This is a genomic window from Cupriavidus sp. HY129 (assembly GCF_059492215.1).
The window spans coordinates 1,389,242-1,415,085 of record NZ_CP083254.1 but is presented as its reverse complement, the minus strand read 5'-3'; the positions used below and the strand labels follow the sequence as shown (position 1 = coordinate 1,415,085).

26 protein-coding genes are annotated in these 25,844 nt (G+C 64.7%); 4 read left to right on the top strand and 22 right to left on the bottom strand.

What is annotated here, in order from left to right; all coding sequences use genetic code 11:
- Positions 1-47: 47 nt before the first annotated feature.
- The 17 genes from aceA to K6G35_RS06450 form a co-directional block, all read right to left on the bottom strand.
- Entirely contained in the window at positions 48-1,343 is a 1,296-nt protein-coding gene (aceA, locus tag K6G35_RS06530; RefSeq protein WP_008649123.1) for an isocitrate lyase, read from the bottom strand.
- A gap of 303 nt (positions 1,344-1,646) precedes the next feature.
- Positions 1,647-2,609, bottom strand: a complete 963-nt coding sequence (locus K6G35_RS06525; RefSeq protein WP_051705336.1) for an alpha/beta fold hydrolase — start codon at positions 2,607-2,609, stop codon at positions 1,647-1,649.
- A 91-nt stretch (positions 2,610-2,700) separates the two neighbouring features.
- Positions 2,701-3,117 (bottom strand): gamma-glutamylcyclotransferase family protein, encoded by a 417-nt coding sequence (locus K6G35_RS06520; RefSeq protein WP_008649127.1) that lies wholly within the window; start codon positions 3,115-3,117, stop codon positions 2,701-2,703.
- A gap of 3 nt (positions 3,118-3,120) precedes the next feature.
- Positions 3,121-3,621: a ribonuclease E activity regulator RraA gene (gene rraA, locus K6G35_RS06515; protein WP_008649129.1), complete on the bottom strand. Its 501-nt coding sequence runs from the start codon at positions 3,619-3,621 to the stop codon at positions 3,121-3,123.
- Between the two features lie 80 nt (positions 3,622-3,701).
- Positions 3,702-4,523 (bottom strand): LytR/AlgR family response regulator transcription factor, encoded by an 822-nt coding sequence (locus tag K6G35_RS06510; RefSeq protein ID WP_035881984.1) that lies wholly within the window; start codon positions 4,521-4,523, stop codon positions 3,702-3,704.
- A gap of 25 nt (positions 4,524-4,548) precedes the next feature.
- Complete coding sequence (locus K6G35_RS06505) at positions 4,549-5,721, bottom strand: sensor histidine kinase (protein WP_035881982.1); 1,173 nt, start codon at positions 5,719-5,721, stop codon at positions 4,549-4,551.
- 242 nt (positions 5,722-5,963) lie between these two features.
- Entirely contained in the window at positions 5,964-6,914 is a 951-nt protein-coding gene (locus tag K6G35_RS06500) for a CysB family HTH-type transcriptional regulator (protein WP_008649152.1), read from the bottom strand.
- Entirely contained in the window at positions 6,911-8,014 is a 1,104-nt protein-coding gene (locus K6G35_RS06495) for a sulfate/molybdate ABC transporter ATP-binding protein (protein WP_008649154.1), read from the bottom strand. The genes K6G35_RS06500 and K6G35_RS06495 overlap by 4 nt, the downstream gene beginning before the upstream one ends.
- A complete protein-coding gene (gene cysW, locus K6G35_RS06490; protein WP_495676223.1) occupies positions 8,011-8,919 on the bottom strand; it encodes a sulfate ABC transporter permease subunit CysW in 909 nt (302 codons plus the stop codon). The genes K6G35_RS06495 and cysW overlap by 4 nt, the downstream gene beginning before the upstream one ends.
- 1 nt (position 8,920) lies before the next feature.
- On the bottom strand, positions 8,921-9,856 hold the full coding sequence (gene cysT, locus K6G35_RS06485; protein ID WP_008649158.1) for a sulfate ABC transporter permease subunit CysT: 936 nt from the start codon (positions 9,854-9,856) through the stop codon (positions 8,921-8,923).
- Between the two features lie 151 nt (positions 9,857-10,007).
- Entirely contained in the window at positions 10,008-10,673 is a 666-nt protein-coding gene (locus tag K6G35_RS06480) for an RBBP9/YdeN family alpha/beta hydrolase (RefSeq protein WP_008649159.1), read from the bottom strand.
- The gene (locus K6G35_RS06475; protein ID WP_035881980.1) at positions 10,670-11,497 is read right to left on the bottom strand and encodes an EAL domain-containing protein; all 828 of its coding nucleotides are present in this window, start codon (positions 11,495-11,497) and stop codon (positions 10,670-10,672) included. Before K6G35_RS06475 ends, K6G35_RS06480 begins: the two co-directional genes overlap by 4 nt.
- Before the next feature lie 51 nt (positions 11,498-11,548).
- A complete protein-coding gene (locus K6G35_RS06470) occupies positions 11,549-12,421 on the bottom strand; it encodes an ATP-binding cassette domain-containing protein (RefSeq protein ID WP_200876276.1) in 873 nt (290 codons plus the stop codon).
- A gap of 65 nt (positions 12,422-12,486) precedes the next feature.
- A complete protein-coding gene (ssuC, locus tag K6G35_RS06465) occupies positions 12,487-13,293 on the bottom strand; it encodes an aliphatic sulfonate ABC transporter permease SsuC (protein ID WP_008649165.1) in 807 nt (268 codons plus the stop codon).
- Between the two features lie 12 nt (positions 13,294-13,305).
- On the bottom strand, positions 13,306-14,469 hold the full coding sequence (gene ssuD / locus K6G35_RS06460; RefSeq protein ID WP_035881979.1) for an FMNH2-dependent alkanesulfonate monooxygenase: 1,164 nt from the start codon (positions 14,467-14,469) through the stop codon (positions 13,306-13,308).
- A 27-nt stretch (positions 14,470-14,496) separates the two neighbouring features.
- Positions 14,497-15,534 carry a sulfonate ABC transporter substrate-binding protein gene (locus tag K6G35_RS06455; RefSeq protein ID WP_286880839.1) on the bottom strand — a complete coding sequence of 346 codons (1,038 nt, stop codon included), beginning with the start codon at positions 15,532-15,534 and terminating at the stop codon, positions 14,497-14,499.
- Positions 15,535-15,788: 254 nt separating this feature from the next.
- On the bottom strand, positions 15,789-16,796 hold the full coding sequence (locus K6G35_RS06450) for a sulfate ABC transporter substrate-binding protein (protein ID WP_186425311.1): 1,008 nt from the start codon (positions 16,794-16,796) through the stop codon (positions 15,789-15,791).
- A gap of 313 nt (positions 16,797-17,109) precedes the next feature.
- Here K6G35_RS06450 and serB point away from each other — a divergent pair, with 313 nt between their 5' ends.
- The 4 genes from serB to K6G35_RS06430 all read left to right on the top strand — a co-directional run bounded on the left by serB (position 17,110) and on the right by K6G35_RS06430 (position 20,518).
- Positions 17,110-17,964 carry a phosphoserine phosphatase SerB gene (serB, locus tag K6G35_RS06445; RefSeq protein WP_017515148.1) on the top strand — a complete coding sequence of 285 codons (855 nt, stop codon included), beginning with the start codon at positions 17,110-17,112 and terminating at the stop codon, positions 17,962-17,964.
- Between the two features lie 316 nt (positions 17,965-18,280).
- Positions 18,281-18,580 (top strand): hypothetical protein, encoded by a 300-nt coding sequence (locus K6G35_RS06440; protein ID WP_008646801.1) that lies wholly within the window; start codon positions 18,281-18,283, stop codon positions 18,578-18,580.
- Positions 18,577-18,867, top strand: a complete 291-nt coding sequence (locus tag K6G35_RS06435; protein ID WP_495676222.1) for a hypothetical protein — start codon at positions 18,577-18,579, stop codon at positions 18,865-18,867. The genes K6G35_RS06440 and K6G35_RS06435 overlap by 4 nt, the downstream gene beginning before the upstream one ends.
- 19 nt (positions 18,868-18,886) lie before the next feature.
- Positions 18,887-20,518, top strand: coding sequence for a PepSY-associated TM helix domain-containing protein (locus K6G35_RS06430; RefSeq protein ID WP_035881975.1), 1,632 nt, complete (start codon positions 18,887-18,889; stop codon positions 20,516-20,518).
- 23 nt (positions 20,519-20,541) lie between these two features.
- Here K6G35_RS06430 and K6G35_RS06425 read toward each other — a convergent pair whose 3' ends face one another.
- From K6G35_RS06425 to K6G35_RS06405, 5 genes are all read right to left on the bottom strand, one after another.
- A complete protein-coding gene (locus K6G35_RS06425) occupies positions 20,542-21,750 on the bottom strand; it encodes a cystathionine beta-lyase (RefSeq protein ID WP_024570889.1) in 1,209 nt (402 codons plus the stop codon).
- Positions 21,751-21,870: 120 nt separating this feature from the next.
- On the bottom strand, positions 21,871-22,452 hold the full coding sequence (locus tag K6G35_RS06420) for a hypothetical protein (RefSeq protein ID WP_051069021.1): 582 nt from the start codon (positions 22,450-22,452) through the stop codon (positions 21,871-21,873).
- A gap of 75 nt (positions 22,453-22,527) precedes the next feature.
- Positions 22,528-23,712, bottom strand: a complete 1,185-nt coding sequence (gene bktB, locus K6G35_RS06415) for a beta-ketothiolase BktB (RefSeq protein WP_008646810.1) — start codon at positions 23,710-23,712, stop codon at positions 22,528-22,530.
- 99 nt (positions 23,713-23,811) lie between these two features.
- Entirely contained in the window at positions 23,812-25,182 is a 1,371-nt protein-coding gene (gene rimO / locus K6G35_RS06410; protein ID WP_035881973.1) for a 30S ribosomal protein S12 methylthiotransferase RimO, read from the bottom strand.
- A 185-nt stretch (positions 25,183-25,367) separates the two neighbouring features.
- Positions 25,368-25,745, bottom strand: coding sequence for a hypothetical protein (locus K6G35_RS06405; RefSeq protein ID WP_234706959.1), 378 nt, complete (start codon positions 25,743-25,745; stop codon positions 25,368-25,370).
- Positions 25,746-25,844: the final 99 nt, after the last annotated feature.

The following is a 25,844-nucleotide window of genomic DNA, read 5'->3' as shown; positions in this document are numbered from 1 at the left end:
CGGCGTTGCGTACTGCAACTTCAGGTTTCTACTACCTCAAACCCAGGTCAGGCCACCTTCTTTTCGAAGAACTGTTCGTCTTCGGTGGATCCCTTGAGCGCAGTCGTCGATGACTGGCCGCCTTCGATGGTCTGCGTCACGGCGTCGAAGTAACCCGTACCCACTTCACGCTGGTGCTTCACAGCGGTAAAGCCCTTCTCTGCGGCGGCGAATTCCGCTTCCTGCAACTCCACGAATGCCGACATCTGGTTGCGGGCGTAGCCGTGGGCCAGGTTGAACATCGAGTAGTTCAGCGAATGGAAGCCTGCCAACGTGATGAACTGGAACTTGTAACCCATCGCACCGAGTTCCTTCTGGAACTTGGCGATCGTTGCGTCGTCGAGGTTCTTCTTCCAGTTGAACGACGGCGAGCAGTTATAGGCCAGCAGCTTGCCCGGGAATTTCGCGTGCACGGCTTGCGCGAAGCGCTTGGCAAACTCGAGGTCCGGCTTGCCGGTTTCGCACCAGACCAGGTCAGCCACCTCGGCGTAGGCCAGGGCACGGGCGATCGACTGCTCGATGCCGGGCTTCGAGCGGAAGAAACCTTCCACCGTACGCTCGCCGGTCAGGAACGGCTGGTCGCGCTCGTCCACGTCGGAAGTCACAAGGTCAGCGGCTTCCGCGTCGGTCCGGGCGATCACCAGGGTCGGCACGCCCGAGACGTCGGCGGCCAGGCGTGCTGCGGTCAGCTTGGCGACGGCCTCGCGGGTCGGCACCAGCACCTTGCCACCCATGTGGCCGCACTTCTTCACCGAAGCGAGCTGGTCTTCGAAGTGAACGCCAGCGGCGCCCGCGTCGATCATCGACTTCATCAGTTCGAAAGCATTCAGCACGCCGCCAAAACCGGCTTCCGCGTCAGCCACGATCGGTGCGAAGTAATCGATGTCGCCCTTGCCTTCGCTCCACTGGATCTGGTCGGCACGCTGGAACGTGTTGTTGATGCGCTTCACGACCATCGGCACAGAGTTGGCCGGGTACAGCGACTGGTCGGGGTACATTTCGCCAGCCAGATTGGCGTCGCCAGCGACTTGCCAGCCCGACAGGTAGATGGCCTTCAGACCGGCCTTGACCTGCTGCATGGCCTGATTGCCCGTCAGCGCGCCAAGCGTGTTGACGAACGGCTCGGTGTTCAGCAGGTGCCAGAGTTTTTCCGCGCCGCGGCGAGCCAGCGTGTGCTCGATCTGAACCGAGCCGCGCAGACGAACCACGTCTTCGGCGGTGAAGTTACGCTTCACGCCCTTCCAGCGCGGATTGGTGTCCCAATCCTTCTGCAGGGCTTCAATCTGTTGTTGGCGCGACGTCATGTTCACTCTCCTGATAACAACTAGGCGATTGGCGTTGGATTCCGTGACACCCACCGTACTCATCTGCCGAGCGACCCGGACGCCGTGCATTTCGCGTCTCAAGTCATGTGTCTTATATAAGAGTGTAGAAAAGACTCCCGCGTTGCAACAAGCGACTTATGTGGTGATCACCTCGTTTTTTATCTATTTACAAACAATGACTTAGATCAATCTTCCCACGATGCGGCAAGCAATCTTTCATCATGAGAAACCGTCTTGTGCCCCGCACGCTCGTATTTTTGCGAAACAAAACATCTTTCCGCATTATGAAATTTTGACAGCCTCCGACGTAACACGGGCGGATTGCAGTGCGGGGGATGCTGGCGCGCCCTGAAGATGGTCGACAAATTCGCAAACCATTGCCGCCATGAGTTGGGGGGCGGCAAGTGGAAACCAGTGGTGGGCATCCACGGGACGCCGCCACGCCTGAGCGGCCCAGCGTCCCACGCCTTCCGTCACGGCGGGGCGCACGTAGCGGTCGCGTGTCGGCACGATCACCTGTACCGGCGCGTGCGCGTGGCGGTTGTGTGGATGACGCAATCGGTTCCTGAAGTTGGCGCGGTACAGGCGCAGGCCATGGACGCCATCGGCGGTCTGCGTCGGGTTGGCGGCGGTGTGGAGCCCTTCCGTCCGGCGCAGCCAGAACGTCCAGCTGCGTCCCAGCCAGAGTTCCCAGTTCCACTCTGGCAAGCCGGGAATATGGAAGAACACGATGTACCACGATGCCAGCGCCTGGCGCAGTGTGGCGCCCCAGTGCCGAGGCGGCTCGCGCAACGCGCGGGCGGCGTGATCGAGGCAAGGCCCGGAACAGGAGGTGAACGAGGCGATGCGGCCGTAGAGACGCGGATCGGTCACGAACTCCCATCCCTGGATCGAACCCCAGTCGTGGCCCACCAGATGCACCGGTCGATCCGGCGACACCGCGTCGACGACAGCGATGAAGTCGTCGGCCAAGCGTTCGAGCCGGTAATCCGCCATGTCGGCCGGCACGTCGGATGCCCCGGCGCCGCGCACATCGTAGGCCACCACACGGAAGCGGCCGGCCAGGGCTTGTGCCACGCCATGCCAGACATGGCTGTTGTCCGGATAGCCATGCACGAGCACGACCACCGGCTGGGCTGGATCGCCCCACGCCGTGGCAGCCAGCCTCACGGGGCCGGACTGCACGGCAAAGTGTGTCGGAGCGGGCGGAGAGAACTCAGGATGCGCGGAATCTGGAGGGGTCATGGCGTCCGTTGACAGTGAAGGATGTCATCGTCGGCCATGCTAACGCCGTCGCGCACCGGGCAACGGCGTTTGAAACGCGATTCGTGCGCCGTCAGGCAGCCGCCGCGTCCCGCGCGCGCCGATAGGCAACCCAGTCACCGCTATCGATGCGAGCCAGTCCGGCCACCGCGCTATCGGCAACCGGATACAGCAGGCAGTCGGCCGCCGCGCCGGCCAGCGCCACAGGTTGGGTTTCGCGCACGAACAAGGAGGCCTGCCCGGGGTAGACCTCTTCGATCTCGTCCAGCACCGGCAGCAGCGCATCGGGGATGTCGTAGATATCCCCGACCACCGGGCCGGCGGCCGCATCGAGCACCAGCCCGGGGTAGGTACCAAAATCGTAGAGCCGACCGGCAATCGTTCCGATACCCACCAGCGTGGGCGCCTCGATGCCGTGGCGCGTGGCGGCGCGATTCAGGTCATTGACCTCGCCGGCACGCAGCGTGCCATAGACAAACACTCGCGGCATGGCTCAGGCCCCGTCCAGCTTCTCGTCGGAAACCAGCACGCCGTCGGCGTCGGCATAGATCCAGTTGCCCGGCCGCACGACCGCACCCGGCATCTGCACGGTCACGTCTTCCTGACCGACATTGCGCTTCTGGCTTTTCTGCGGATGCACGCCCAGCGCGCGGATGCCGACGTCGCACACCTTGAGCTCTTCCGAATCCCGCACGCAGCCGTTCACGATGATCCCGGCCCAGCCATTCTTCTCGGCCAGCACGCCGAGCATCCCGCCAACCAGCGCGCAACGCATCGAACCGCCCCCATCCACTACCAGCACCCGCCCCGCCCCCGGCGTTTCCAGCGTGGCGCGCACCATCGAGTTGTCCTCGAACACTTTGAGCGTCGCGGCTGGCCCCGAAAAGGCCATGCGCTTGCCGAAATGGAGGAACCCTGGCGTCAGAACGCGCAGGGAGCCATCGGCCAGGCGGTCTTCATTGGCGTCGCAAATATCGGTGGTTACGGGCTTCATAACAGGCTTCATCTCTGACTCCTCTGGATGGGAACTGACGAGGCAGTCATCTTAGAGGAAATTGGAGACACTCGGCCGCGCTACATCTGCTTGAACAGATGGGCGTACTGCCTGGCGACCGCCAGCGATTCCGGGCGATTGCGCAGCTTGAGTGACAGGCGCCCAAGCGATTGCGTCGCCGCGCTGGCCACGCAGTCGATATTGACCACCGTGCCACGGTGGATCTGCCAGAAGCGGTCGGGGTCGAGCTGCTGCATCAACTCCCTCAGGCTCGTGCGGATCAGCGCCTCGCCATTGCTGGACACCACGTTCACATACTTGTCGGTGGCTTCCAGATAGACCACTTCGTCCACCGGGATGATGCGCACCTCCTGCCCCACCAACGCCTTGATGAATCGCAGATACTGGCCCCGTGCCTGTGCGGGTCTCTCCAGCATCTCCAGCCGCTGCAGCAATTGCCCCAGCCGGTCCGTGTCGACCATCGAGCCGATGTCAGTATTGGCATCGCCCTCTTCTTCTGCTTCGGTCCGGGCGGCCATGCGCGCCTTCAGGCGGCCCACTGTGGCTTCCAGCCGCTCATGCTGCACCGGCTTGAGCACGTAATCGACCGCCGCGCGTTCGAAGGCTTCTAGTGCGAACTGGTCATAGGCGGTGACGAACACCACCAGCGGCGGCCGGTCGAACTCGATCAGCTCGCGAGCCACGTCCATGCCACTCATTCCCGGCATCCGGATATCAAGGAAGGCCACATCGGGTTGCTGACCGCGCGTGGCCTCCAGCGCCGCCACGCCGTCATGCACCACGGCGACGATCTGGGCCTCTGGCCACAGCGCCTTCAGTTCGGATTCCAGCACGCGCGCGAGCAACGGTTCGTCGTCGGCGATCAGCAGCGTCGGAGACATGGGGATGGATGGTCAGGCTGTGCAATCAGGATCGGGAAACTGCCGGGGTCACACCAGCAGGCGCATGTTGCAGATCGGCGGCGCCCGCAGCGGTGCGAACCGGTACGGACATTGGTTCGAAACCGCGCTGGAGCGGCAACGTCAGGCGCACCACCACACCACGCGGCGTGTTCTCTTCCATTTGCATCGTGGCCGCCGCGCCGAAGATCCGTGCCAGGCGCTCGCGCACATGGGTCAGGCCAAGCCCGGAACCGCCCTTGCTGCCCTTATTGCCCTGGCTGAATCCCACGCCGGTGTCGGCGATGACCACCTGCAGGCTGCCGTCCCCAGTCTCGCGCGCGGACAGCACGATCTTCCCGCCGCGCATGCACGGCTCGATACCGTGCGTGACCGCGTTCTCGACCAGCGGCTGCACCAGCATCGGCGGAATCTCGGCCTCGGCCAGCGCTGGCGGCAGATCGATCTCGTAGTCGAGCCGCGCGCCGAATCGCATACCCTGGATATCGAGGTAGCTGCGCAGCAACTCGAACTCCTGCGCCAGCGTGCAATGCTCGGCGCGGGTGTGGGACAACGACATGCGCAGGAAACCGATCAGCCGCTGCAGCAACTGGCGCGCCGCGCGGGGGTCGGTGGCGATCAGGCCGTCGAGATTGGCCAACGAGTTGAACAGGAAATGCGGCTCGATCTGTGCCTGCAGCGCCATCAACTGGGCACGCACAAGCTGCTTTTCGGCTTCCTCGCGCTGCAAGGCGTCGAGCGCTGCCTGCCGCTCCAGGTACGCCAGCTTCTCGCGTGACCAGTAGAAGTAGATCATGCTCGCCGACGCCAGCATCCCGACGATCAGGCACATGCGCAGCATGTCGCCGGTCTCCGCCGCGGACTTTTCCGGCAGGCCCAGCAACTCGCGCGTCGCCCAGCTACCCACCACCACGCCCAGCGGCACCGCCACCACGGCCAGGCACATGAACGGCCATCGACGCGGACGATCGTTCCACCAGATCAGGACGCGGGGGATATCAATCAGCACCCAGATCGAGAGACCGATCAGCTGGCTGTAGGCAAAATTCTGGAGCAGCGTTCCGGCGGTACGGAAGCCGTAGTTGAGGCTGACGGCGATCACCGTGTTCATGCAGAGCACGAACAGCAGGTCGCGCCAAAGAATATTGAGCCGCGACGGGCTCGCGCACGATAGGCGCATGTTCTCTCCCTCCTCTCGCTACAGGTACCGCGTGCAAATCTTTGATGCACTGCGGCATCGCGCAAGACCGGGCAAGAAGACGCCGCCGGGCCGCGATGGAGGCACTTTACGCCGGACCGGCCCGGGACGGAAGCGCTGTGCGACGAACCGGCAACAGATGGCGCGAAAGGTAGTGGAGCCCGACAGGCGAGTGGAAAGCGCCAAACATGGCGCTGGCCCCGGTGCCTGCCGGGGCCGCCAACTCAGGCAGCAGCGAGGGCCGGGCGGTGCGCGGATTCGGCCAGGGCCGTGGAGACCGTGTCGCGCGACAGGTGCGGCGCGAACATGTTGATGAACGCATGGGCGTAGCCGCGCAGATAGGCGCCCCGCCGGACAGCCACGCTGGTGACGTTCGGTTCGAACAGATGGTCGGCCGAGATCCGCACCAGCCCCTCGTCCTTGCGCGCGTCATAGGCCATCGACGCGACGATGCCCACGCCCAGTTCCAGTTCGGCATAGGTCTTGATGACGTCGGCGTCCATCGCCGTCAGCACGATCTCCGGCTGCAGTCCGGCCTCGGCGAACGCACCGTCGATCTTGCGACGGCCCGTGAAGCCCGCGTCGTAGGTAATGAGCGGAAAGTTGGCGATGTCCTCCAGCGTCGGCTCGGGCAGCCGCGTCAGCGGATGGTCGGGCGACACCACGATCACGTGCTGCCAGCTATAGGCCTCGAACGAAGTCAGACCGGCTTCGCTGGCCACGGCCTCGGTGGCGATGCCGATATCGGCCTGCCCGGTCAGCAGCAGTTCGACGATATGCGCTGGCGACGCTTCCTGCAGCGCCAGCGTCACATGCGGATACTCGCGCCGGAAGCTCTGCACCACCTTGGGCAGCGCGTAGCGCGCCTGCGTGTGGGTGGTGGCGACAGTCAGCCGGCCCGTATGGCGGCCGGCGAACTCGTCGCCCGCCTGGCGCAGGTTCTCCGCTTCGAGCAGCAGGCGCTCGACAATGCGGACGATCTCCCGGCCGGGCTCGGTCAGGCCGGTCAGCCGCTTGCCATAGCGTTCGAAGATCTCCACACCCAGCTCTTCCTCGAGCTCGCGAATCTGGCGAGACACACCGGGCTGCGACGTGTACAGCGCGTTGGCCACTTCGGTGAGGTTGAACTGGCGGCGCACCGCCTCGCGAATCGATCGCAGTTGCTGGAAATTCATCGTGCCGCTCCCTGTTCTTGTGTTGTCCGGCCCTGATTGAAGACACGCAACTGCCGCGGCCGTACCGCCAGCAGTTCGCCCTCCTTGAAACCATGATGACGGAAGCGCTCGAGCGGCAGCGCCACCTCGATCACATCCTGGTTGTCTTCGCGTTCGAGTTCGAGTTGGGCCACCGGGCCCAGCGTCAGCGCGCGACGCAGCGTTACCGCAATGCCGTCGGTGCCCGGCGCATAGCGTTCAAGGTCGAGATCATGCGGACGGACATAGGCCACCGCATCGCCCTCGGTCTCATGGCCGCTACCGACCACGGGCAGCACGGCCTCGCCGGTGTGCAGCAGGCCGCCGCTGTCGCCCACCTCCAGCCGGCCGTGAAACAGGTTCACGTTGCCGAGGAAGCCGAACACGAACGGCGTGGCCGGGTGGTTGTACACGGCCTCGGGCGTGCCGAACTGCTCCACGCTGCCACGGTTCATCAGCACCACCTGGTCGGCCACTTCAAGCGCCTCCTCCTGGTCATGCGTGACGAACACGCTGGTAACGTGCAGATCGTCGTGCAGCCGGCGCAGCCAGCGGCGCAGTTCCTTGCGCACCTTCGCGTCCAGCGCGCCGAACGGCTCGTCGAGCAGCAGCACGCGCGGCTCCACGGCCAATGCGCGAGCCAGAGCGATACGCTGGCGCTGACCGCCCGACAACTGCGCGGGGAAGCGATCAGCAAGCCAGTCGAGCTGCACGAGTTCGAGCAGCGACTTCACCTTCTCGCGGATCTTCGCCTCGGACGGACGCTCGCCGCGCGGCTTCACGCGCAGGCCAAAAGCCACGTTCTCGAATACGGTCATGTGCTTGAACAGCGCGTAGTGCTGGAACACGAAACCCACGTTGCGCTGGCGCACGTGCTGGGTCGAGGCATCCTGCCCCGCCAGCACCACCTGTCCCGCGTCGGCGCGTTCCAGGCCCGCGATGATTCGCAGCAGCGTGGTCTTGCCGCAGCCCGACGGCCCCAGCAACGCCGTGAGTTCGCCTTCGGCGAAGTCCAGCGAGACGTCGTCGAGCGCGACAAAATCGCCAAAGCGCTTGTGTACGTTCCTGACCTGAATGCTCATGATGGCTGCCCTTCCAGTTGTTCCCGGCTGGCGCGGATTTCGACCAGCGTCTTGATACCGAGCGTGACCAGCGCCAGCAGCGTCAGCAGGGACGCCACCGCGAACGCGGCCGCGAAGTTGTATTCGTTGTAGAGAATCTCGACATGCAGCGGCATGGTGTTGGTCAGGCCGCGGATATGGCCCGATACCACTGACACGGCGCCGAACTCACCCATCGCCCGCGCATTGCAGAGAATCACGCCGTATAGCAGGCCCCAGCGGATGTTCGGCAGCGTCACGTGCCAGAACGTCTGCCAGCCGGAAGCGCCCAGCACGATGGCAGCCTCTTCCTCCTCGCTGCCCTGTGCCTGCATCAGCGGAATCAGCTCACGCGCCACGAACGGGAACGTCACGAAGATCGTCGCCAGCACGATCCCGGGCACGGCGAACATGATCTTGATGTCGTGCGCCTCCAGCCACGGTCCGAACCAACCCTGCGCGCCGAACATCAGCACGTAGATCAGGCCGGAGATCACAGGCGACACCGAGAACGGCAGGTCGATCAGCGTGATCAGCAGGTTCTTGCCGCGGAAATCGAACTTGGCGATGGCCCACGCGGCGGCCACGCCGAACACCACGTTGAGCGGCACCGCGATCGCGGCGACCGTCAGCGTCAGCTTGATGGCCGACACGGCATCCGGCTCGGTCAATGCGGCCAGATAGGTATCGACGCCCTTGCGCAGCGCCTCATAGAACACCGACGCCAACGGGATGAACAGGAACAGCCCCAGGAACAGCACCGCGACCGTGATCAGCCCGTACCGCACCCAGCGCGATTCGCCAGTGGCGTCGTGCGGGAACTGCGCGGCCTGTACTTGGACACCTGGGGCACCTGGGCCACCCAGGCGGGAAATTGCACCAGCCATCTCAGTTCACCTCCGGATTGCCATCGGGCAGCGCGGCGGCACGGACACCGCTCTGGTGACGGCGCGTCCAGGCTTGCAACAGGTTGATCAGCAACAGCAGCACGAAGGAGATCACCAGCATCACCACGGCCACGGCCGTGGCACCGGCGTAGTCGTACTGCTCGAGCTTCGAATAAATCATCAGCGGCGCGATCTCGGAGACCATCGGCATGTTGCCGGAGATGAACACGACCGATCCGTACTCGCCCGTGGCACGGGCGAACGACAGCGCAAAGCCCGTCAGCAGCGCCGGCAGGATGGCGGGCAGGATCACCCTCGAGAACGTCTGCAGGCGGGAAGCGCCCAGGCTCGCGGCGGCCTCCTCCAGTTCGCGCTCGACATCCTCGAGCACCGGTTGCACCGTGCGCACCACGAACGGCAGGCCGATGAAGGTCAGGGCCACCACCACGCCCAACGGCGTGAAGGCCACCTTGATGCCAAGCGGTTCCAGCCAGCGGCCGATCCAGCCGTTGCCCGCGAACAGCGCGGTCAGCGCGATACCAGCCACGGCAGTGGGCAACGCGAACGGCAGGTCCACCAGCGCGTCGATCACCCGTTTGCCGAAGAACCGGTAGCGCACCAGCACCCATGCCACGACCAGGCCAAACACCGTGTTGATGATCGCGGCCACCAGCGACGCACCAAAGCTGAGCTCCAGCGACGCCACCACGCGCGGGTTCGAAACCGTGGTCCAGAACGCGTCCCACGTCATCGTGAACGTCTTCAGGAACGTGGCCGACAGCGGGATCAGGACGATAAGCGTCAGATAGAAGATCGTGAAGCCGAGCGACAGGCCAAAGCCCGGCAACACCGTGAAGCGCTGGCTCGCGGATACGGGCCGCCTTGGCGCTTCGGCGGCCGGCGGGGGGGCGTCCGCCAGGGAAATCGTGGAAGGCATGCGTGTCTCGTCTGGTCTTGCGTCGGCGGGCATTTGTGCCGCATCCGACGCTTCCTTATGAAACCGGCGCATATCGCGCCGGCCTACGAGACAAATTTTGCAGATGCGCCCTTATAAACAGAACGAATCTTTACGAATTTCTTTAGACGTTTTAGATATATGGCGCTGCCTGCGTCACTTCGGTCGACATATCCCAGGTGGTCGATCCATCACCCAGGGAAAGAACCCGGCCGTCCGACTCGATCCGCTGCAGCAAAGTGGCAAGCAAGGCCTGTCCCTGCGGCCAATCGTTCAGGCCGGAGTCCGCATTGATATGGCCGGCTGCCCCGGCATCAACCAGTTCACTGCCCCACAGCGTGCCCCAACTGAAGGCGGTGCGTTGCGACATCCACGGGTCGTTGGTGCTGGCGACGACGATGGTCGGGAAAGGCAGCCGCCATGTGGGCAGCAGCGCTGCCACGCCGAACTTGTCCGGATCGGCGGGCGCTACAAGCAGCGCCCCGGCGATGCCGACCGGATCGAGCACCGCCTGGCGCAGCGTGGCCAGGCAGCCGAAGCTATGCGCCACCAGCACAGCCCCGTGCCGCGCCACGCGCGACGCACGCGAAACGCCCTCGGACACCCGCTCCGCCCAGAGCGGCAGGCTCGGCCGGCTCCAGTCGTGCTGTTCGATGCGTTGCCAGTCCGGATAGCGCGATTCCCAACGGCTTTGCCAATGCGCGGGCCCACTGCCATGCAAGCCCGGCACGGTGAGGATCTGCAAGCCGCGTGGCACTTCCAGCCGGGACACCCCGCCCGGTAGCTTCGATATCGTCATGCCCTCTCCAGTTTGTGTTGTTCTGGTACCGCCCGGACATGCAAACCGCGTGCCGGCACCGGTTCATCGGCAATCACTTTGCCCTGCCCGAGCGCGATGCCCGCGTTCTGCAAGCGCTCGACGGCCTCGTCGTCCTGCAGGCGCCGGCCGATCAACGTCACGCCGGCACCCTCGGCGCTGGCGCGTAGCCCGCTCAGTTGACGGTCGGTCCACGTGCGGCGCATGTCCAGCTTGAGCCAGTCCGGCATGGCGTGCGCCATCAGGGCACCGGCCTCGGCGGGGTCGGATGCCTGCAGGCTCACCGCGAAACCATTGCGCCGGTAGTTGCCCACCACGTGCAGCAGCAGCGGCAGGTCGTCGTTCGCGCTGGCCGGCACCTGGATCACAAAGCGCCCGATCGGCAAGCCCAGCGACTCCAGCGCGCGGCGGAAGGCCGCGCCATGATCGTCCGCAACCGCGGCCAGCAAACGGTTGTGCACATTGAGCACGAGCTTGTGCTCGCCATCTGCCGCGAAGTAGTTGATCGCATGGACCAGCCGCGTCAGGCGATCCAGCGACACCAGCGATGTGTCGTCGGCGGCCATCGCAAACAGCTTCCAGGCCGCCAGCCCCACGCCATCCTCGGCATAGGTACGGATCGACCCTTCGTGCGCCACCACGCCGCGATCAGCCAGTGTGACCAGCGGTTCGAAGGCGCTGGTCAGCGAACATTGGAAATACTGGCCCTGCACCTGCCCGTTCCCGTCACGCCACAGCTCGCGGCCAGGCACGGGTTCACGGGGCAACGTTTGAAGATAGCGTTCAAGTGCGGAATCGATGGTCATGATGGATTCGACTTCAAGACAGCTTTCGATGCGAGCGGATCGCCTGAAAGCTCATGATAGGAACTCCTCGGCGGAGCGAAAGTGAAGTTCGGCATCGGAGGCGGCCGGAGACTCCTGCCGCATCACACGGCGCAGCACCGCGTCCTCGATTTGCGCAAAATCCGCAGTGCCACGCTGGCGCGGTCGTGCCAGCGTCACCTGCTGATCCAGCGTGATGCGTCCGTCTTCGATCAGCACCACGCGGTCCGCCAGCGCGATGGCCTCGGATACGTCGTGAGTCACCAGCAGCGCAGTGAAGCCGAGCCGGCGCCACAGCGATTCGATCAGCGCCTGCATTTCGATCCGTGTGAGCGCGTCGAGCGCGCCGAGCGGCTCGTCGAGCAGCAGCAGGCGCGGATGGTGAACCAGCGCGCGGGCCAGTGCCACGCGCTGACGCTGGCCGCCAGACAACCGCGCCGGCCATTCGTCGGCGCGATCCGCCAGACCCACCTGATCGAGCAACGCCGCCGCATCGGCATGGCGTTCGCGCGGCAGGCCGATCGCGACGTTGTCGAGTACACGCTTCCACGGCAACAGACGCGCATCCTGGAACATCACGCGGACACTCGATGGCGTGCCGCCCGGCTGACCGTCGAGCGCCACCGTGCCGGCGTCCGCGGACTCCAGCCCGGCCACCAGGCGCAGCAGCGTGCTCTTGCCGCACCCGCTACGACCAACAATCGCCACGAACTCGCCTGGCGCCGCACGCAGGTTCACGCCGTGCAACACCTCGCGCCCGTTGTAGCGCTTCACAACCTGCTCCACATGCAGCGCGATGCCGCCGACACCGTGCGAAGCACGCGCGGCCGGGCGCGCCGCATCACGTCGGGCAAGATTCGCGTCAAGCCAGGCCAGCGCGGCCTGTTCCACCGGATGCGTATGCATCATCGCAAGCTCCTTCATCCTTCAAGCAGATCTCAGGCAGTGTTCAGGCAGAGGTCCAGCAGAGGTCAAGCAGACAGGTAACCGGGGTGCCAACGCAGCCAGTGGCGCTCCAGCGCCCGTGACAGCACGTCGGCCAGCTTGCCGAGCAGCGCGTAGAGCAGGATGCCCACCAGCACCACATCGGTCTGCAGGAACTCGCGCGCGTTCATCGTCATGTAGCCGATGCCCGATTGGGCGGAGATGGTTTCCGCAACGATCAGGATCACCCACATCAGCCCGAGCGAGAACCGCACGCCGACGAGGATGCCGGGCAGCGCGCCGGGCAGGATCACCTCTCGATACAGGCGCCAGCCCGACAGGCCATAGCTGCGCGCCATTTCGACCAGCGCCGGGTCGACCGCGCGAATGCCGTGGTACGTATTCAGGTACACCGGAAAGAACACGCCGAGCGCCACCAGGAATAACTTGGCCGTCTCGTCAATGCCGAACCAGAGAATCACCAGCGGAATCAGCGCCAGCGGCGGAATGTTGCGCACCATCTGGAGCGTGCTGTCGAGCAGCGTGGCAGCAGTGCGAAACGTGCCGGTCAGCAGCCCGAGCACGAGACCCAGGCCGCCGCCGATGGCAAGACCGACCAGCGCGCGCCATGTGCTGATCCACACGTGCTTCCAGAGTTCGCCGGATGCGGCCAGCGTCCAGGCCGCTTCGACCACGGCCAACGGCGCTGGCAGCACGCGGTTGGATAGCCAGCCCGCCTGCGAGGCAACCTGCCAGACGACGATCAGCAGGATCGGGACGATCCACGGCGCAATCGCGCGGGCGGCCTGGCGCCAGTCGATCCGGCGTGGCGCAATGGAATGGGGCGCGCTCATGGTCAGCCTCTCTCAGCTTTGCGAGGCGATCGGCACGATGCCGGTGGCCATGACTTCACCAAACGGACCGGACAGCACTTGCCCCGGCAACTTGTCGCGCACCTTGCGCGGCAGCAGCGGGAACACGAGTTCGGCAAAGCGATAGGCCTCCTCCAGGTGCGGATAGCCGGAGAACACGAAGGTATCGATACCCAGCGCCGCGTACTCCTCGATGCGTGCCGCCACGGTCTTCGGATCACCGACCAGCGCGGTGCCAGCCCCGCCGCGCACCAGGCCGACACCCGCCCACAGATTCGGGCTGATCTCGAGCGCCTCACGCGTGCGACGGGTGCCACCCGCGTGCAGCGCCGCCATGCGCCGCTGCCCTTCCGAATCCATCTTCGCGAACACGGCCTGGGCGCGTGCCACGGTCTGGTCGTCGAGCTTGCTGATCAGTTCGTCGGCAGCCGCCCATGCTGCGGCGTCGGTCTCGCGCACGATCACGTGCAGGCGGATGCCGAAGCGCACCGTGCGGCCGTGCTTCGCGGCGCGGGCGCGCACGTCGGCGATCTTCTTCGCGACGTCGGCGGGCGGCTCGCCCCAGGTCAGGTACGTTTCCACCTGCTCGGCGGCGAGGTCGTGCGCAGCCTCGGAGGACCCGCCGAAGTACACCGGCGGATGCGGACGCTGAATCGGCGGATACAGCACGCGCGCGCCCTTGACCGTGATGTGCTTGCCTTCGAAGCTGATCTCGCCGTTCTCGTGGCTGGCGGCCAGCAGGTCGCGCCACACGCGGATGAACTCCGCCGAAGCCTCATAGCGTTCGGCGTGGTTCAGGAACAGGCCGTCGCCTTCCAGTTCGGCCACATCGCCGCCAGTCACCAGATTGACGAGCAAGCGGCCGTTGGACACGCGATCGAACGTGGCGGCCATGCGCGCGGCCAGCGTCGGTGTCATCAAACCCGGACGCAGCGCCACCAGGAACCGCAGCTTGCGCGTGACCGCGGCCAAGGCCGATGCCACCACCCACGGGTCTTCGCAGGAGCGGCCGGTGGGAATCAGCACACCTTCATAGCCAAGCGTGTCGGCAGCCACGGCGACCTGCTTCAGATAGTCGAAGCTGACCTCGCGTGCGCCTTCGGACGTGCCAAGGTAGCGGCTGTCACCGTGGGTGGGAATGAACCAGAGAACTTGCATGTCGTGCCTCCTGCAGGTCAATGAAAATCAGCGCTGCGCCTGTTGCGTGGTGGGGGCTTGCCACGCAGCGTCTGCAACTCTGATCGGTTTGGGAATCAGCTTGAGTGTCTGGAACACATCGGCAATGCGCTGCTGCTCTGCCAGGACCTCGGCCGAGACCGGCTTCGCCCCGTACGAGAATCGCGACACGGCCAGATCGAGCACGCCGGGGTCGAGCGCAGTCTCCTTGACCAGCACGGCGGCAGCGTCCTTCGGATGCTTCTCGGCCCATTCGCCCAGTTGCGCGAGTTCATCGAGGATCGCGGTCACCACCTCGGGACGCGCTTGCGCGTAAGGGCGAGACGCCAGATAGAACTGATGGTTGCTGACCACGTTCTTGCCATCCGCGCCACGGCCATCGACCAGCACGCGGGCATCGAGCTGCTTCTGGGCAGCGGCGAGGAACGGGTCCCAGATCACCCAGGCATCGACGGCGCCTCGCTCGAAGGCGGCACGCGCATCGGCGGGCGGCAGGTAAACGGGCTGAATCTCGCCATAGGCCACCCCGGCTTTCTCCAACTGGCGCACCAGCAGGTAGTGCACGTTCGAGCCCTTGTTCAGCGCCACGCGCTTGCCACGCAGATCGGCCACGCTCTTGATCGTGGAGTTCTTCGGCACGACGATGGCCTCCGCCGTGGGCGCGGGCGGCTCATTGCCGATGTAGGCCAGTTGCGCGCCGGCGGCCTGGGCAAAGATCGGCGGCGCTTCGCCGACTGTGCCGAAATCGATCGCGCCCACGTTGAGCCCCTCCAGCAACTGTGGGCCAGCCGGGAACTCGGTCCATTTGACCGTGATACCTTGCGGCGCCAGGCGCTTTTCCAACGTACCTCGCGCCTTGAGCAGCGTCAGCGTGCCGTACTTCTGATAGCCGATGCGCAGCAGTTTGGGATTGACGGTCTGGGACTGGGCCTTGACCGGCCCGGCAAACAGCACATAGGAAAGGCCGGTGGCAACCACCAGCGCACCGGTCAGCAGACGGCGGCGCAGCGAGTTGTGGAAAAGAGAATTGCGGATGGGCGATGACATACGGGTGTCCTTGCGTTCTGAGTTCTGCGTTCTGAATTCTGAAGTTCTTGGGTCCTGGCGTTGTTGCCCGTATCGGCGGGCAACACCCCTCCCTGCCGGCTTCACGAGCGGCAAGGCAGACGGGATGGATCGGGAATCAGGTCAGGCGGGACATCGCCGCGTGGCGATGCGGGATGAAATCTTGAGAACAGCGGACATCTTCGGGCTCCTTCAACTGGCGCGCCGGGGCAGCGTGGCCGCCCCGGCCGCGCGTGTTACCGCTTGCCAGGCTGATAGACCTGGTCGAATGAACCGCCATCGGCAAAGTGGGCCTTCTGAGCCTTGCCCCAGCCGCCAAACACTTCGTCGATCGTGAACAGCTTCACCTTCGGAAAATTCGCCGCGTACTTGGCGGCCACCTTCTCCGAGATCGGACGGTAGTAGTTCTTGGCGGCGATTTCCTGACCTTCCTCGGTGTAGAGGAACTGCAGGTAGGCTTCGGCGGCCTTGCGGGTGCCCTTCTTGTCGACGACCTTGTCGACCACGGCCACCGGCGGCTCGGCCAGGATCGAGACCGACGGCGCGACAATGTCGAACTTGTCCGGACCCAGTTCCTTGATGGCCAGGATCGCCTCGTTTTCCCAGGCGATCAGCACATCACCGAGACCGCGTTCGACAAAGGTCGTGGTGGCGCCACGTGCGCCCGAATCGAGCACCGGCACGTTCTTGAGCAGCGCGCCGACGAATTCCTTGGCCTTGGCCTCATTGCCGCCCGGCTGGCGCAGCGCATAGCCCCACGCGGCCAGGTAATTCCAGCGCGCGCCGCCCGAGGTCTTCGGGTTCGGCGTGATCACCTGCACGCCGGGCTTGATCAGGTCATTCCAGTCCTTGATCTGCTTCGGATTGCCCTTGCGCACCAGGAACACGATCGTCGACGTGTACGGCGATGCGTTGTGCGGCAGGCGTTTCTGCCAGTCGGGCTTGATCAGGCCTTTGTCTGCAATGGCGTCGATGTCGTAGCCGAGCGCCAGCGTGACCACGTCGGCATCCAGCCCATCAATCACGGAGCGGGCCTGCTTGCCCGAGCCGCCATGCGACTGGCGGATCGTCACGGCGTCACCGGACTGCGCCTTGTAGGCCTTGGCGAACGCGGCGTTCACATCCACGTAGAGCTCCCGCGTGGGGTCGTACGAGACATTGAGCAGGTTGGTGTTGGCCGAGGCGGTCTGTGCGGCGCCGAGTACCGAAAGAACGGCGAGGCCGATGGCCAGTTTGCGAATCATCTGTATTGCTCCCGTCAGGTGTCGTGAAGTGGCGCGTTGGCAATCTGGCGCCCTGCTGTTTTGGGCCCCACGCGGCAGCACGGGGCTTGTGTCAGGGAGAAAGGCTACCGGCGGGCCTATCTGAACGGAACGAATGGTTTCGCCGATCCATGCACGAAATCCGCATAAGATCGGACGGCAATATCGACATATCCGCGCAAGGCGGAAGCAGGAAGGAAGGCTTGGTTACAATACCGCCTTTCCCGCGCGCTTCCGCTCGCCCCCTCAACTCCCGCGACCCCTGCGACGCACGCATCGCCTGCCTACCCCCGCCATGCCGCTGATTCTCCAGAGCCTGTCCCCGCTCGCCAATGCCGACCTCGACACCCTTCGCACCGTTGCCGGCGCCTCCGCCTTCGAGCGCCGCGCCGACAACGTGGCCGCCGCGGACGATTGCGCGCCGCTGACGCCCGCGCTGCGCGAAGCGCTCGACGCGGCGTGCGCGCCACGTGGCATCGACTGGGCCGTGGTACCGGGCGGACGCAAGCTGTCGGACTTCCGCCTGGTGGCGATGGACATGGACTCGACGCTGATCACGATCGAGTGCATCGACGAGATCGCCGATTTCTGCGGCCTCAAGGCCGAGGTGTCGGCCATCACCGAAGCCGCGATGCGCGGTGAGATCACCGATTTCAACGAAAGCCTGCGCCGCCGCGTGGCGCTGCTCAAGGGCCTGGACGCCAGCGTGCTGGATCGCGTGTACGACGAACGGCTGCGCCTGTCACCCGGCGCCGAGAACATGCTGCAGACCATCCAGGCGCTGGGCTTGCGCACGCTGCTGGTTTCCGGCGGCTTCGTCCACTTCACCGACAAGCTCAAGCCGCGCCTGAAGCTGGACTTCACCCGCGCCAACACGCTCGAGATCGTCGACGGCAAGCTGACGGGCAACGTGGTGGGCGAGATCGTGAACGCCGACGTCAAGGCGCGCACGGTGCGCGAGGTGTGCGAACAGATCGGTGCCGATCCGTCGCAGGCAATCGTGATGGGTGATGGCTCGAACGACCTGAAGATGATGGCCGTAGCCGGCCTTTCCGTGGCATTCCGCGCCAAGCCCGTGGTGCGCGCGCAGGCAAGCGTGGCATTCAACCATGTCGGCCTGGATGGCCTGCTGAATCTGTTCCCGCATTAAGAGGCCGTTTCAAAATGAAGCGAAGCGGTTCTGGCTAGACGCGGGGCCGCAGACAGTACAAGTAGTACGGCAAGGCCCCGCAACGACGCCAGAATCTTTTTGAAACGGCTTCTAAGTCCCCGCCTTCCGGTGTCCGGCTGGTGGTGCCGGACACCATCTGCAGCACCACTCCCTGTCATCCCCAAGCCTCGCCGCATCGCCGGCGTCGAGCGCCTCTTCAGCCACTTCACCAATTCTTCCACGCGTTACCACGCTTGATCAATTAAATACGAATCATTATTATTTCGTTCTCTGTCGATCCACAAAAGCTCAATTCATGCAGGCGTTGGCCGTACTTCTCGCTTTGGCAGGCGCCGCCTGCCTCTATCTGGCCGCGCCCAACCAGGTTCTCACCCGCGCTGCGCCGATCCGCCCGCATCTGTCCTGCTGGCTCGGCCTGGGGCTGACGCTCGCCAGCGCGTGGGCGATGAGCGTGCCGGAAGGCTGGCCAGTGGCCATCGCCAGCACACTGGTCACCATGACTTGCTGCCTGTCCGTCTGGCCGTTCATCGGCACGTGGACGCAGAAGCGGCGCTCCAACACGCGCCTCACCGTCGCGGAAAGGCACACGCCATGATGGGAACCCGATGGCTTGCAGGCTCGCTGCTGGGCCTGCCGCTGGCAATCGCCCTGTGCACGCTTGGCATTTTCTGGCTACCCGGTGGCTGGGAAAGCGGCGTGGTAGTGGCCATCATGCTCGGCTTCGTGCTCTGGGTGGCGATCATCTGCCTGAGCCTGCTGTTCGCATCGAGCCGCTCGGCGTGGCTCTGGCTGCTTGGCGGCAACCTGCTCTGCTACGGCGTGCTCTGGGGCGTGCGGGTGATGCACCTCATGCCGCCTGCCTCCCCGCTTTCGGGCGCCTGAGACTCTCCGGGACATCCGCATGAAACCCAACACCCTGCGCGTGTTCAACACGCTCCATACCTGGGTCGGCCTGATGGCAGGCTGGGCGCTGTTCATAGCGTTCTTCGCCGGGGCGATCACGGTCTTCCACCACGAACTGCACGTGTGGCAGAACCCTGCCCGTCTGGAAGGCCAGCACGCCACGGAGGTCCAGGTCGACGGCCCTGCCGTTGATGCCTTCGTACGGCAACTCATCGCCGCGCACCCCGATGCCGCCAACAGTGTCTACGTTGGCCTGCCGAGCAAGGAGGAGCCAGACTTCAACGCGTACTGGCAGGACAAGACCGGCGCCTGGCAGACGATGAACAGCACGCGCCTGAACGGCGATGCCACCGCGCGGAACGATACCTCGCTCGACCATGCAACCGGCGAACTCTCGGCATTCCTGAACGCCCTGCATTACTCGCTCGGCCTGGGCATGAACGGCATGTACTTCATGGGTGTGATCTCGATCCTGTACGGCCTGGCGCTGGTGTCCGGCGTGCTGTTGCATCTGCCGCGCCTGAAGAAGGATCTCTTCGCGGTGCGCCCGGGACGCAACCTCAAGCGCTTCTGGATGGACACGCACAATGTGCTCGGGCTGTTCAGCCTGCCGTTCCACCTGATATTCGCAATCACCGGCGCCTTCTTCTGCCTGTCGCTGATCATGGTGATGGTCTTCAACGTGCTGACGTTCGACGGCAAGCTGATGGAAGTGGTACCAAGCGTCACGGGCACCACGCCCGAGGTCAGCGCCGCAGGCCGCCCCTCCCCCACGATGCCGGCGGCGCAACTGCTGGCAATTGCGCGCGAACACGGTGGTGATCGGTTCACGCCGGAAGCCATCCGCTTCCAGCACTACGGTGACGCGAACGCGCTGGCCGAAGTCCGCGGGGACAGCACCCGGGCGCTCGGCAACGGCGGATCGGTAGGCATTCACGCCGCGGCAACCGAGCCCGATGCGGGCAAGCTGATCGCCAACCAGACCGCCGGCGCGCGCGACACAAACCACATGGTCTACAGCGCGATGTTCGCGCTGCACTACGGCACGTATGGCGACCTGGCCATGCGGATCGTCTATCTGCTGGCGGGGCTGGCGGGTGCGTTTCTGTTCTACTCGGGCAATCTGCTGTGGATCGAAACGCGCCGCAAAACGCGGCAGGCCGAACAGCCTCGTGTGCATCGCCTGCTCGCCCAGGCGACGGTTGGGGTGTGCATCGGCACCTGTATCGGCGTTGCGCTGTGCTTCCCGGCTGCGCTGCTTTGGCCGGAGCAGGCCGTCAGCCATGTGTTCTGGCCCGCATTCATCGCATCCGTGGGCTGGGCTCTGATTCGCCATCCCGCCCGCGCGGCCGTGGAACTGCTGTGGATCGCGGCGATCGCCACGCTGGGCGTGCCGCTGTCGAATGCCATCCTGACCGGCGATCACTTTATCGTTGCGGCACTCAACGGCCGCTGGGCCGTGGCGGGCTTCGACATTGGCGCGATCGCGCTGGCCGCCGGATACGCCGCGCTGGCCCGCGCCACGCTACGCCGCGCGCGTGGCGGGCCGGCGGAATCGGTATGGGCGCTGCGTAGCGCATCGCCCAATACCCAACAGACGGAAGAACCCGCGGCGCTCGAACGCGTCTAGCGCGTCTAGCGCGTCCGGGCTCGTCAGCGCAGCTGAGACTCCAGCGCCTGCTTCAGATCGGCGATCAGGTCGCGGGTGTCTTCCAGACCGATATACAGCCGCACCAGTTCGCCGGCGTTCTCCCATCCAGCGGGCGGCCACGTGCCAGCCGGCCGCATTGTGTCGACGTGATAGGGCACTGCCAGGCTGTGCGCACCGCCCCACGACCAGCCAATCGCGAACAGTTTCAGCGCCTCGACGAACGCATCGACCTGCTCGCGCGTATAGCGGCTGTGCAGAATGATCGAGAACAGACCACTCGCGCCGCTGAAATCCCGCAGCCATTCGGCATGGCCGGGGCAATCGGGCAATGCCGGATGCAGCACGCGCGCGACCTCCGGACGTTTCGTCAGCCATTCGGCCACCTCGCGCGCTGCACGGTCGTGAGCGGCCAGGCGCACCGGCATGCTCGCCAGCCCGCGCAGGACCAGGTAGCAATCGTCGGCGGAGACACCCCAGCCCATCAGCATGCGGGTGCGCTTGAGGCGGTCGTGGAGATGGTCATCCCGCGTGATCACGGCGCCCATCAGTACATCGCTGCCACCGGATTGGTACTTGGTCAGCGCCTGCACGGAGATATCGATGCCCTTCTCGAACGGCCGATAGTAGACGCCGGCAGACCAGGTGTTGTCGATCGCGGTCAGCACGCCGCGTGCCTTCGCGGCGGCCACGATCGCCTCGGTGTCGGGCACTTCCATCGTGACCGAGCCCGGCGATTCCATCCAGATCAGACGCGTGTTCGGCTGGATCATCGAGGCGATTCCGGCCCCGACCGACGGATGATACGGGCGCACGGTAATGCCGAATTCCCGCGCCATCCAGTCGCCATGATCGCGATTGGGCCCGTAGACGTTTTCCGGGACGAGAACATCATCACCGGTACGCAGCAGGCCGAAATAGACCAGCGAAATGGCGCCCAGGCCAGACGGGAACAATAGCGTGTGGCGGCCACCTTCGATCTGCGCCAGTTGCTGGCAAAGCGCCTCGCTGGTCGGCGTGGCGTGCAGGCCATAGCGCCAGTAGGTCTTGCTGCGGTCGCCATAGGCGCGCAGTTCGGCAAGGTTGCGGAAGACGACAGTGGAGCCGCGGTAGGTCGGCGTGGAGAACGAATCGAAGCCCGGCGCGATGTCCAGTTCTGGCTGGACGGCAATGGTCTTGATGTAACGGGACGAGTCGGAAGCGGACACGGCGATTTCCCTGGAGGAGTCGAATCAGGCGTTCGAGCTTACCAGCAAATGCCAGTCAGGCCACGTGCGAGGCCGGCGAAAACACGTCAGGTCAGGAGGGGTGGACTAGCCGAGCCCCATCGGGATTCAGCGAGGCTTCTCGGTCGAAATCGACGACTTTGGCGGAGGTGGGGCGTACGTCGCGCCGCTGCCCTGGCGGCTATCGAATGGCGGGATCACCTGGGAGCCGCCAAGCGGCCGGATAACAAACGGCAGGATGATCGCGGGGTTGAACGCATCGGTCCAGGTACCGCGCACCACGCCCTGCTGGTCGATCTGCCCTTCCCAATTGCCGGATACGCGCGTGCCGTCGTCGGACTCTTCCATCAGGAAGCTGCCATCCTCCCATTCGCCGGAGAGCAGCCGCACGCTCTTGCCATCCCCGATCGAATATTCGCCTTGGAGGCTGTCCCGTGTGTCGGTCTTCGGGGCTACCCGCAACCGCACCGGCTTGTCGCCGAGCGTGCCGGTATAGACCGGATACTTCGCGTACTCGGGGCGCGGTGACAATGGGCCCGCCGAGCCGGTGGACAGCGAGTTGCCCCGCTTGGCCTCACCGGCACGAATGGCGTCATTGATACCGAGCCCACCGCCCCGCTCGTCCGTCGCCTGCCCCGTCGATACAGCGGTTCCGTCGGCCGCGCGCGCCGCAATTGGGAGAGACAGCATCGCGACGGCCAACAGGCAAAGCAAAACGGGGCGGGACAAGACGGTCTTCCTCGGGCAGATTGACTGCCCGCGACTTTAAACGCGCTCGAAGATCGCGGCAATGCCCTGGCCACCGCCGATGCACATCGTCACCAGCGCGTAGCGACCCTGTACACGTTGCAGCTCGTACAGCGCCTTGACCGTGATGAGCGCGCCAGTGGCACCGATCGGGTGGCCGAGCGAGATACCGGAGCCATTGGGATTGACCTTTGCCGGGTCGAGACCCAAAGCCTTGGTCACCGCGCAGGCCTGCGCCGCGAATGCCTCGTTGGCCTCGATCACATCGAGATCCTTGACCGTCAGGCCGGCACGTTCCAGCGCGATCTTCGTAGCCGGCACCGGACCGATACCCATCGTCTTGGGATCGACACCGGCGTGGCCGTAGGACACCAGGCGAGCCAGCGGCTTCAGGCCGCGGCGCTCGGCCTCGGCACGCTCCATCAGCACCACGGCAGCGGCAGCGTCGTTCAGGCCCGAGGCGTTACCAGCCGTGACCGTGCCATTCTCCTTGACGAACACCGGCTTGAGCTTGGTCATGTCGTCCATCGTCGCGTCGTGACGCACGTGCTCGTCGGTATCGAACACGACGTCGCCCTTACGCGATTTCAGCGTAACCGGAACGATCTGATCCTTGAAGTAGCCTGCCTTGATGGCGGCGGAAGCACGACGATGCGATTCGAGCGCAGCTTCGTCCTGCTGCTGGCGCGAAATGTCATATTCCTTGGCGACGTTTTCCGCCGTCACGCCCATGTGGATCGTGTGGAACGGATCGTGCAGTGCACCAAGCATCATGTCAATCAGCTTGGCATCGCCCATGCGCGCGCCCCAGCGCGCCATCGGCGCCAGGTACGGCGCGCGGCTCATGCTTTCCGCGCCGCCGCCAATTGCCACGTCGGCATCGCCCAGCAGAATCGTCTGGGCTGCGCTGACGATTGCCTGCAGGCCGGAGCCGCACAGGCGATTGACGGTCAGTGCCGGCGCGTTGATCGAAACACCGCCATTCACAGCCGCCACGCGGCCCAGATACATGTCCTTCGGCTCGGTCTGGATCACATTGCCGAACACCACATGACCCACGTCATCGCCCGAAACGCCGGCGCGAGCCAGTGCTTCGCGTACGACCAAAGCGCCCATATCCGTCGGGGCCTGATCCTTCAGGCTGCCGCCGAAGGTACCGATTGCGGTGCGCACACCGCTGACAACCACCACTTCACGTGCCATGTCTTGTCTCCATGCGTTCATGTTGCGCCGCACAGTATAGACCCGACCCCGGGAAAACGAACGACCGTACTTTTACCTAATTGTATGCACAAGTACGGCTTACGCCACTTCACCCCAAAGATCGTGACCGTCGGCGCCGGTAATCTTCACATTCACGAAGTCGCCCGTCTTGTAGCGCTGCGAAGCCTTGGCCGCCGGATCGATATAGACCAGACCGTCGATTTCCGGCGCATCCGCCGACGACCGGCCGATGCCACCCTCCTGATTGACCTCGTCCACCAGCACGCGCAGCGTCTGGCCGACCTTGCGCTGCAGACGGCGGGCGGAGACCTCCTCGGCCACCTCCATAAAACGGGCACGTCGCTCTTCGCGCACTTCGTCCGGCAACGCACCGGGCAGATCGTTGGCCGTGGCGCCCTCCACCGGGGAATAGGCAAAGCAGCCCACCCGGTCAAGCTCGGCTTCGGCGATGAAATCGAGCAGCGTCTGGAATTCTTCCTCGGTCTCACCGGGGAAACCGGCGATGAACGTGCTGCGGATCGTCAGGTCGGGACAGACTTCGCGCCACGCACGAATGCGATCAAGTGTCTTCTCGGCATTCGCTGGGCGCTTCATGCGCTTGAGCACATCCGGATGCGCGTGCTGCAGCGGCACATCGAGGTAAGGCAGCACGTTGCCCTGGTTCATCAGCGGGATGATCTCGTCGACGTGCGGATACGGGTAGACGTAGTGCAAGCGAACCCATGCGCCATACTGGCTGGCCAGCTCGCCGAGCGCGGCCACCAGCTCGGTCATGCGCGTCTTGAGCGGGCGCCCATTCCAGAAACCGGTGCGATATTTGACGTCCACGCCATAAGCGCTGGTGTCCTGCGAGATGACCAGCAGTTCCTTTACGCCCGCCTTGAACAGGTTTTCGGCCTCGAGCATGACTTCAGCCACGGGCCGCGAGACGAGGTCGCCACGCATCGACGGAATGATGCAGAACGAGCAGCGATGGTTGCAGCCTTCCGAAATCTTCAGGTAGGCATAGTGCTTCGGCGTCAGCTTGATACCGGCAGCCGGGACCAGGTCCGTGAACGGGTCATGCGGCTTCGGCAGGTGCGTATGCACCGCCTGCATCACCTCGCCCAGCGCGTGCGGGCCGGTCACAGCCAGCACCTTCGGGTGCACGGCGCTCACGATGTCGTGTCCGGCGGCATCCTTCTTGGCGCCCAGGCAGCCGGTCACGATCACCTTGCCGTTCTCAGTCAGCGCCTCGCCGATCGCATCCAGGCTCTCCTGCACAGCTTCGTCGATGAAGCCGCACGTATTGACGACCACAAGGTCGGCGCCATCGTAGGTGCCGCTGATCGAGTATCCCTCGGCACGAAGCTGGGTGATGATCTGCTCGGAGTCCACTAGGGCCTTGGGGCAGCCGAGTGAAACAAAGCCGACTTTGGGCGGATTGGACAAGTTGGTATCAGACGACATGGGGCACCGCAAATAGGGGGATTCGGGGCGCATCCGACCGTCCCCGGTGGCGCGCCGCTCTGGGCCAAGGGCATCCGGCGAGCCTGCCGGGCGCCGTCATTGCCATGAAAGGCCGTGATTTTACCCTGAGCAAGCGATATTGGCGCGCCTGCCCTTGGCGGGCTTCGTTCTGTGCCCGGGTCGCATCACGTTCCAAGAAGACTGACGGCCCGGGCAAGAATCGGCCTCCAGCCGAGCGCCAGGCCCAACACGACCCCGCCGCCACCGGTTGCCCAGAACACCCGTTTGACGCGGTCTTTCATAACGGAGAGCTTGTCCTCGGTCGACTGGATGCGCCCAGATAGATCTGACTCCACTTTATCGACCCTCGCAGTGAGACGAGCCTCGAACTGGTCCATCGCATGAATGATGCGCGACTCGGACTCCCGCATCTGGCTTTCTTGTTGCCGAAGCTGTTCCGCCATGGCCTGCTGGCCTGCCGTGAGCGAACCAATGTCGCGCTGTACCTGGCCGAGCTGGGTGTAGAGGTCGAGTACGAACGGTTGAAATTTGTCGATTTCCATCGGGCGACGAGGAGAGGATGTCTGAACAGGACCCCTGAACAAACAGGGCATGGCCAATTGGACCATGCCCTCTCGCCCGATTCGACGCGTCAAAGAGAA

Coding starts and splice junctions, on each gene's coding strand:
- aceA (WP_008649123.1), bottom strand. CDS start 1,343: ATGACGTCGCGCCAACAACAGATTGAAGCCCTGCAGAAGGATTGGGAC.
- K6G35_RS06525 (WP_051705336.1), bottom strand. CDS start 2,609: ATGACCCCTCCAGATTCCGCGCATCCTGAGTTCTCTCCGCCCGCTCCG.
- K6G35_RS06520 (WP_008649127.1), bottom strand. CDS start 3,117: ATGCCGCGAGTGTTTGTCTATGGCACGCTGCGTGCCGGCGAGGTCAAT.
- rraA (WP_008649129.1), bottom strand. CDS start 3,621: ATGAAGCCCGTAACCACCGATATTTGCGACGCCAATGAAGACCGCCTG.
- K6G35_RS06510 (WP_035881984.1), bottom strand. CDS start 4,523: ATGTCTCCGACGCTGCTGATCGCCGACGACGAACCGTTGCTCGCGCGC.
- K6G35_RS06505 (WP_035881982.1), bottom strand. CDS start 5,721: ATGCGCCTATCGTGCGCGAGCCCGTCGCGGCTCAATATTCTTTGGCGC.
- K6G35_RS06500 (WP_008649152.1), bottom strand. CDS start 6,914: ATGAATTTCCAGCAACTGCGATCGATTCGCGAGGCGGTGCGCCGCCAG.
- K6G35_RS06495 (WP_008649154.1), bottom strand. CDS start 8,014: ATGAGCATTCAGGTCAGGAACGTACACAAGCGCTTTGGCGATTTTGTC.
- cysW (WP_495676223.1), bottom strand. CDS start 8,919: ATGGCTGGTGCAATTTCCCGCCTGGGTGGCCCAGGTGCCCCAGGTGTC.
- cysT (WP_008649158.1), bottom strand. CDS start 9,856: ATGCCTTCCACGATTTCCCTGGCGGACGCCCCCCCGCCGGCCGCCGAA.
- K6G35_RS06480 (WP_008649159.1), bottom strand. CDS start 10,673: ATGACGATATCGAAGCTACCGGGCGGGGTGTCCCGGCTGGAAGTGCCA.
- K6G35_RS06475 (WP_035881980.1), bottom strand. CDS start 11,497: ATGACCATCGATTCCGCACTTGAACGCTATCTTCAAACGTTGCCCCGT.
- K6G35_RS06470 (WP_200876276.1), bottom strand. CDS start 12,421: ATGCATACGCATCCGGTGGAACAGGCCGCGCTGGCCTGGCTTGACGCG.
- ssuC (WP_008649165.1), bottom strand. CDS start 13,293: ATGAGCGCGCCCCATTCCATTGCGCCACGCCGGATCGACTGGCGCCAG.
- ssuD (WP_035881979.1), bottom strand. CDS start 14,469: ATGCAAGTTCTCTGGTTCATTCCCACCCACGGTGACAGCCGCTACCTT.
- K6G35_RS06455 (WP_286880839.1), bottom strand. CDS start 15,534: ATGTCATCGCCCATCCGCAATTCTCTTTTCCACAACTCGCTGCGCCGC.
- K6G35_RS06450 (WP_186425311.1), bottom strand. CDS start 16,796: ATGATTCGCAAACTGGCCATCGGCCTCGCCGTTCTTTCGGTACTCGGC.
- serB (WP_017515148.1), top strand. CDS start 17,110: ATGCCGCTGATTCTCCAGAGCCTGTCCCCGCTCGCCAATGCCGACCTC.
- K6G35_RS06440 (WP_008646801.1), top strand. CDS start 18,281: ATGCAGGCGTTGGCCGTACTTCTCGCTTTGGCAGGCGCCGCCTGCCTC.
- K6G35_RS06435 (WP_495676222.1), top strand. CDS start 18,577: ATGATGGGAACCCGATGGCTTGCAGGCTCGCTGCTGGGCCTGCCGCTG.
- K6G35_RS06430 (WP_035881975.1), top strand. CDS start 18,887: ATGAAACCCAACACCCTGCGCGTGTTCAACACGCTCCATACCTGGGTC.
- K6G35_RS06420 (WP_051069021.1), bottom strand. CDS start 22,452: ATGCTGTCTCTCCCAATTGCGGCGCGCGCGGCCGACGGAACCGCTGTA.
- bktB (WP_008646810.1), bottom strand. CDS start 23,712: ATGGCACGTGAAGTGGTGGTTGTCAGCGGTGTGCGCACCGCAATCGGT.
- rimO (WP_035881973.1), bottom strand. CDS start 25,182: ATGTCGTCTGATACCAACTTGTCCAATCCGCCCAAAGTCGGCTTTGTT.
- K6G35_RS06405 (WP_234706959.1), bottom strand. CDS start 25,745: ATGGAAATCGACAAATTTCAACCGTTCGTACTCGACCTCTACACCCAG.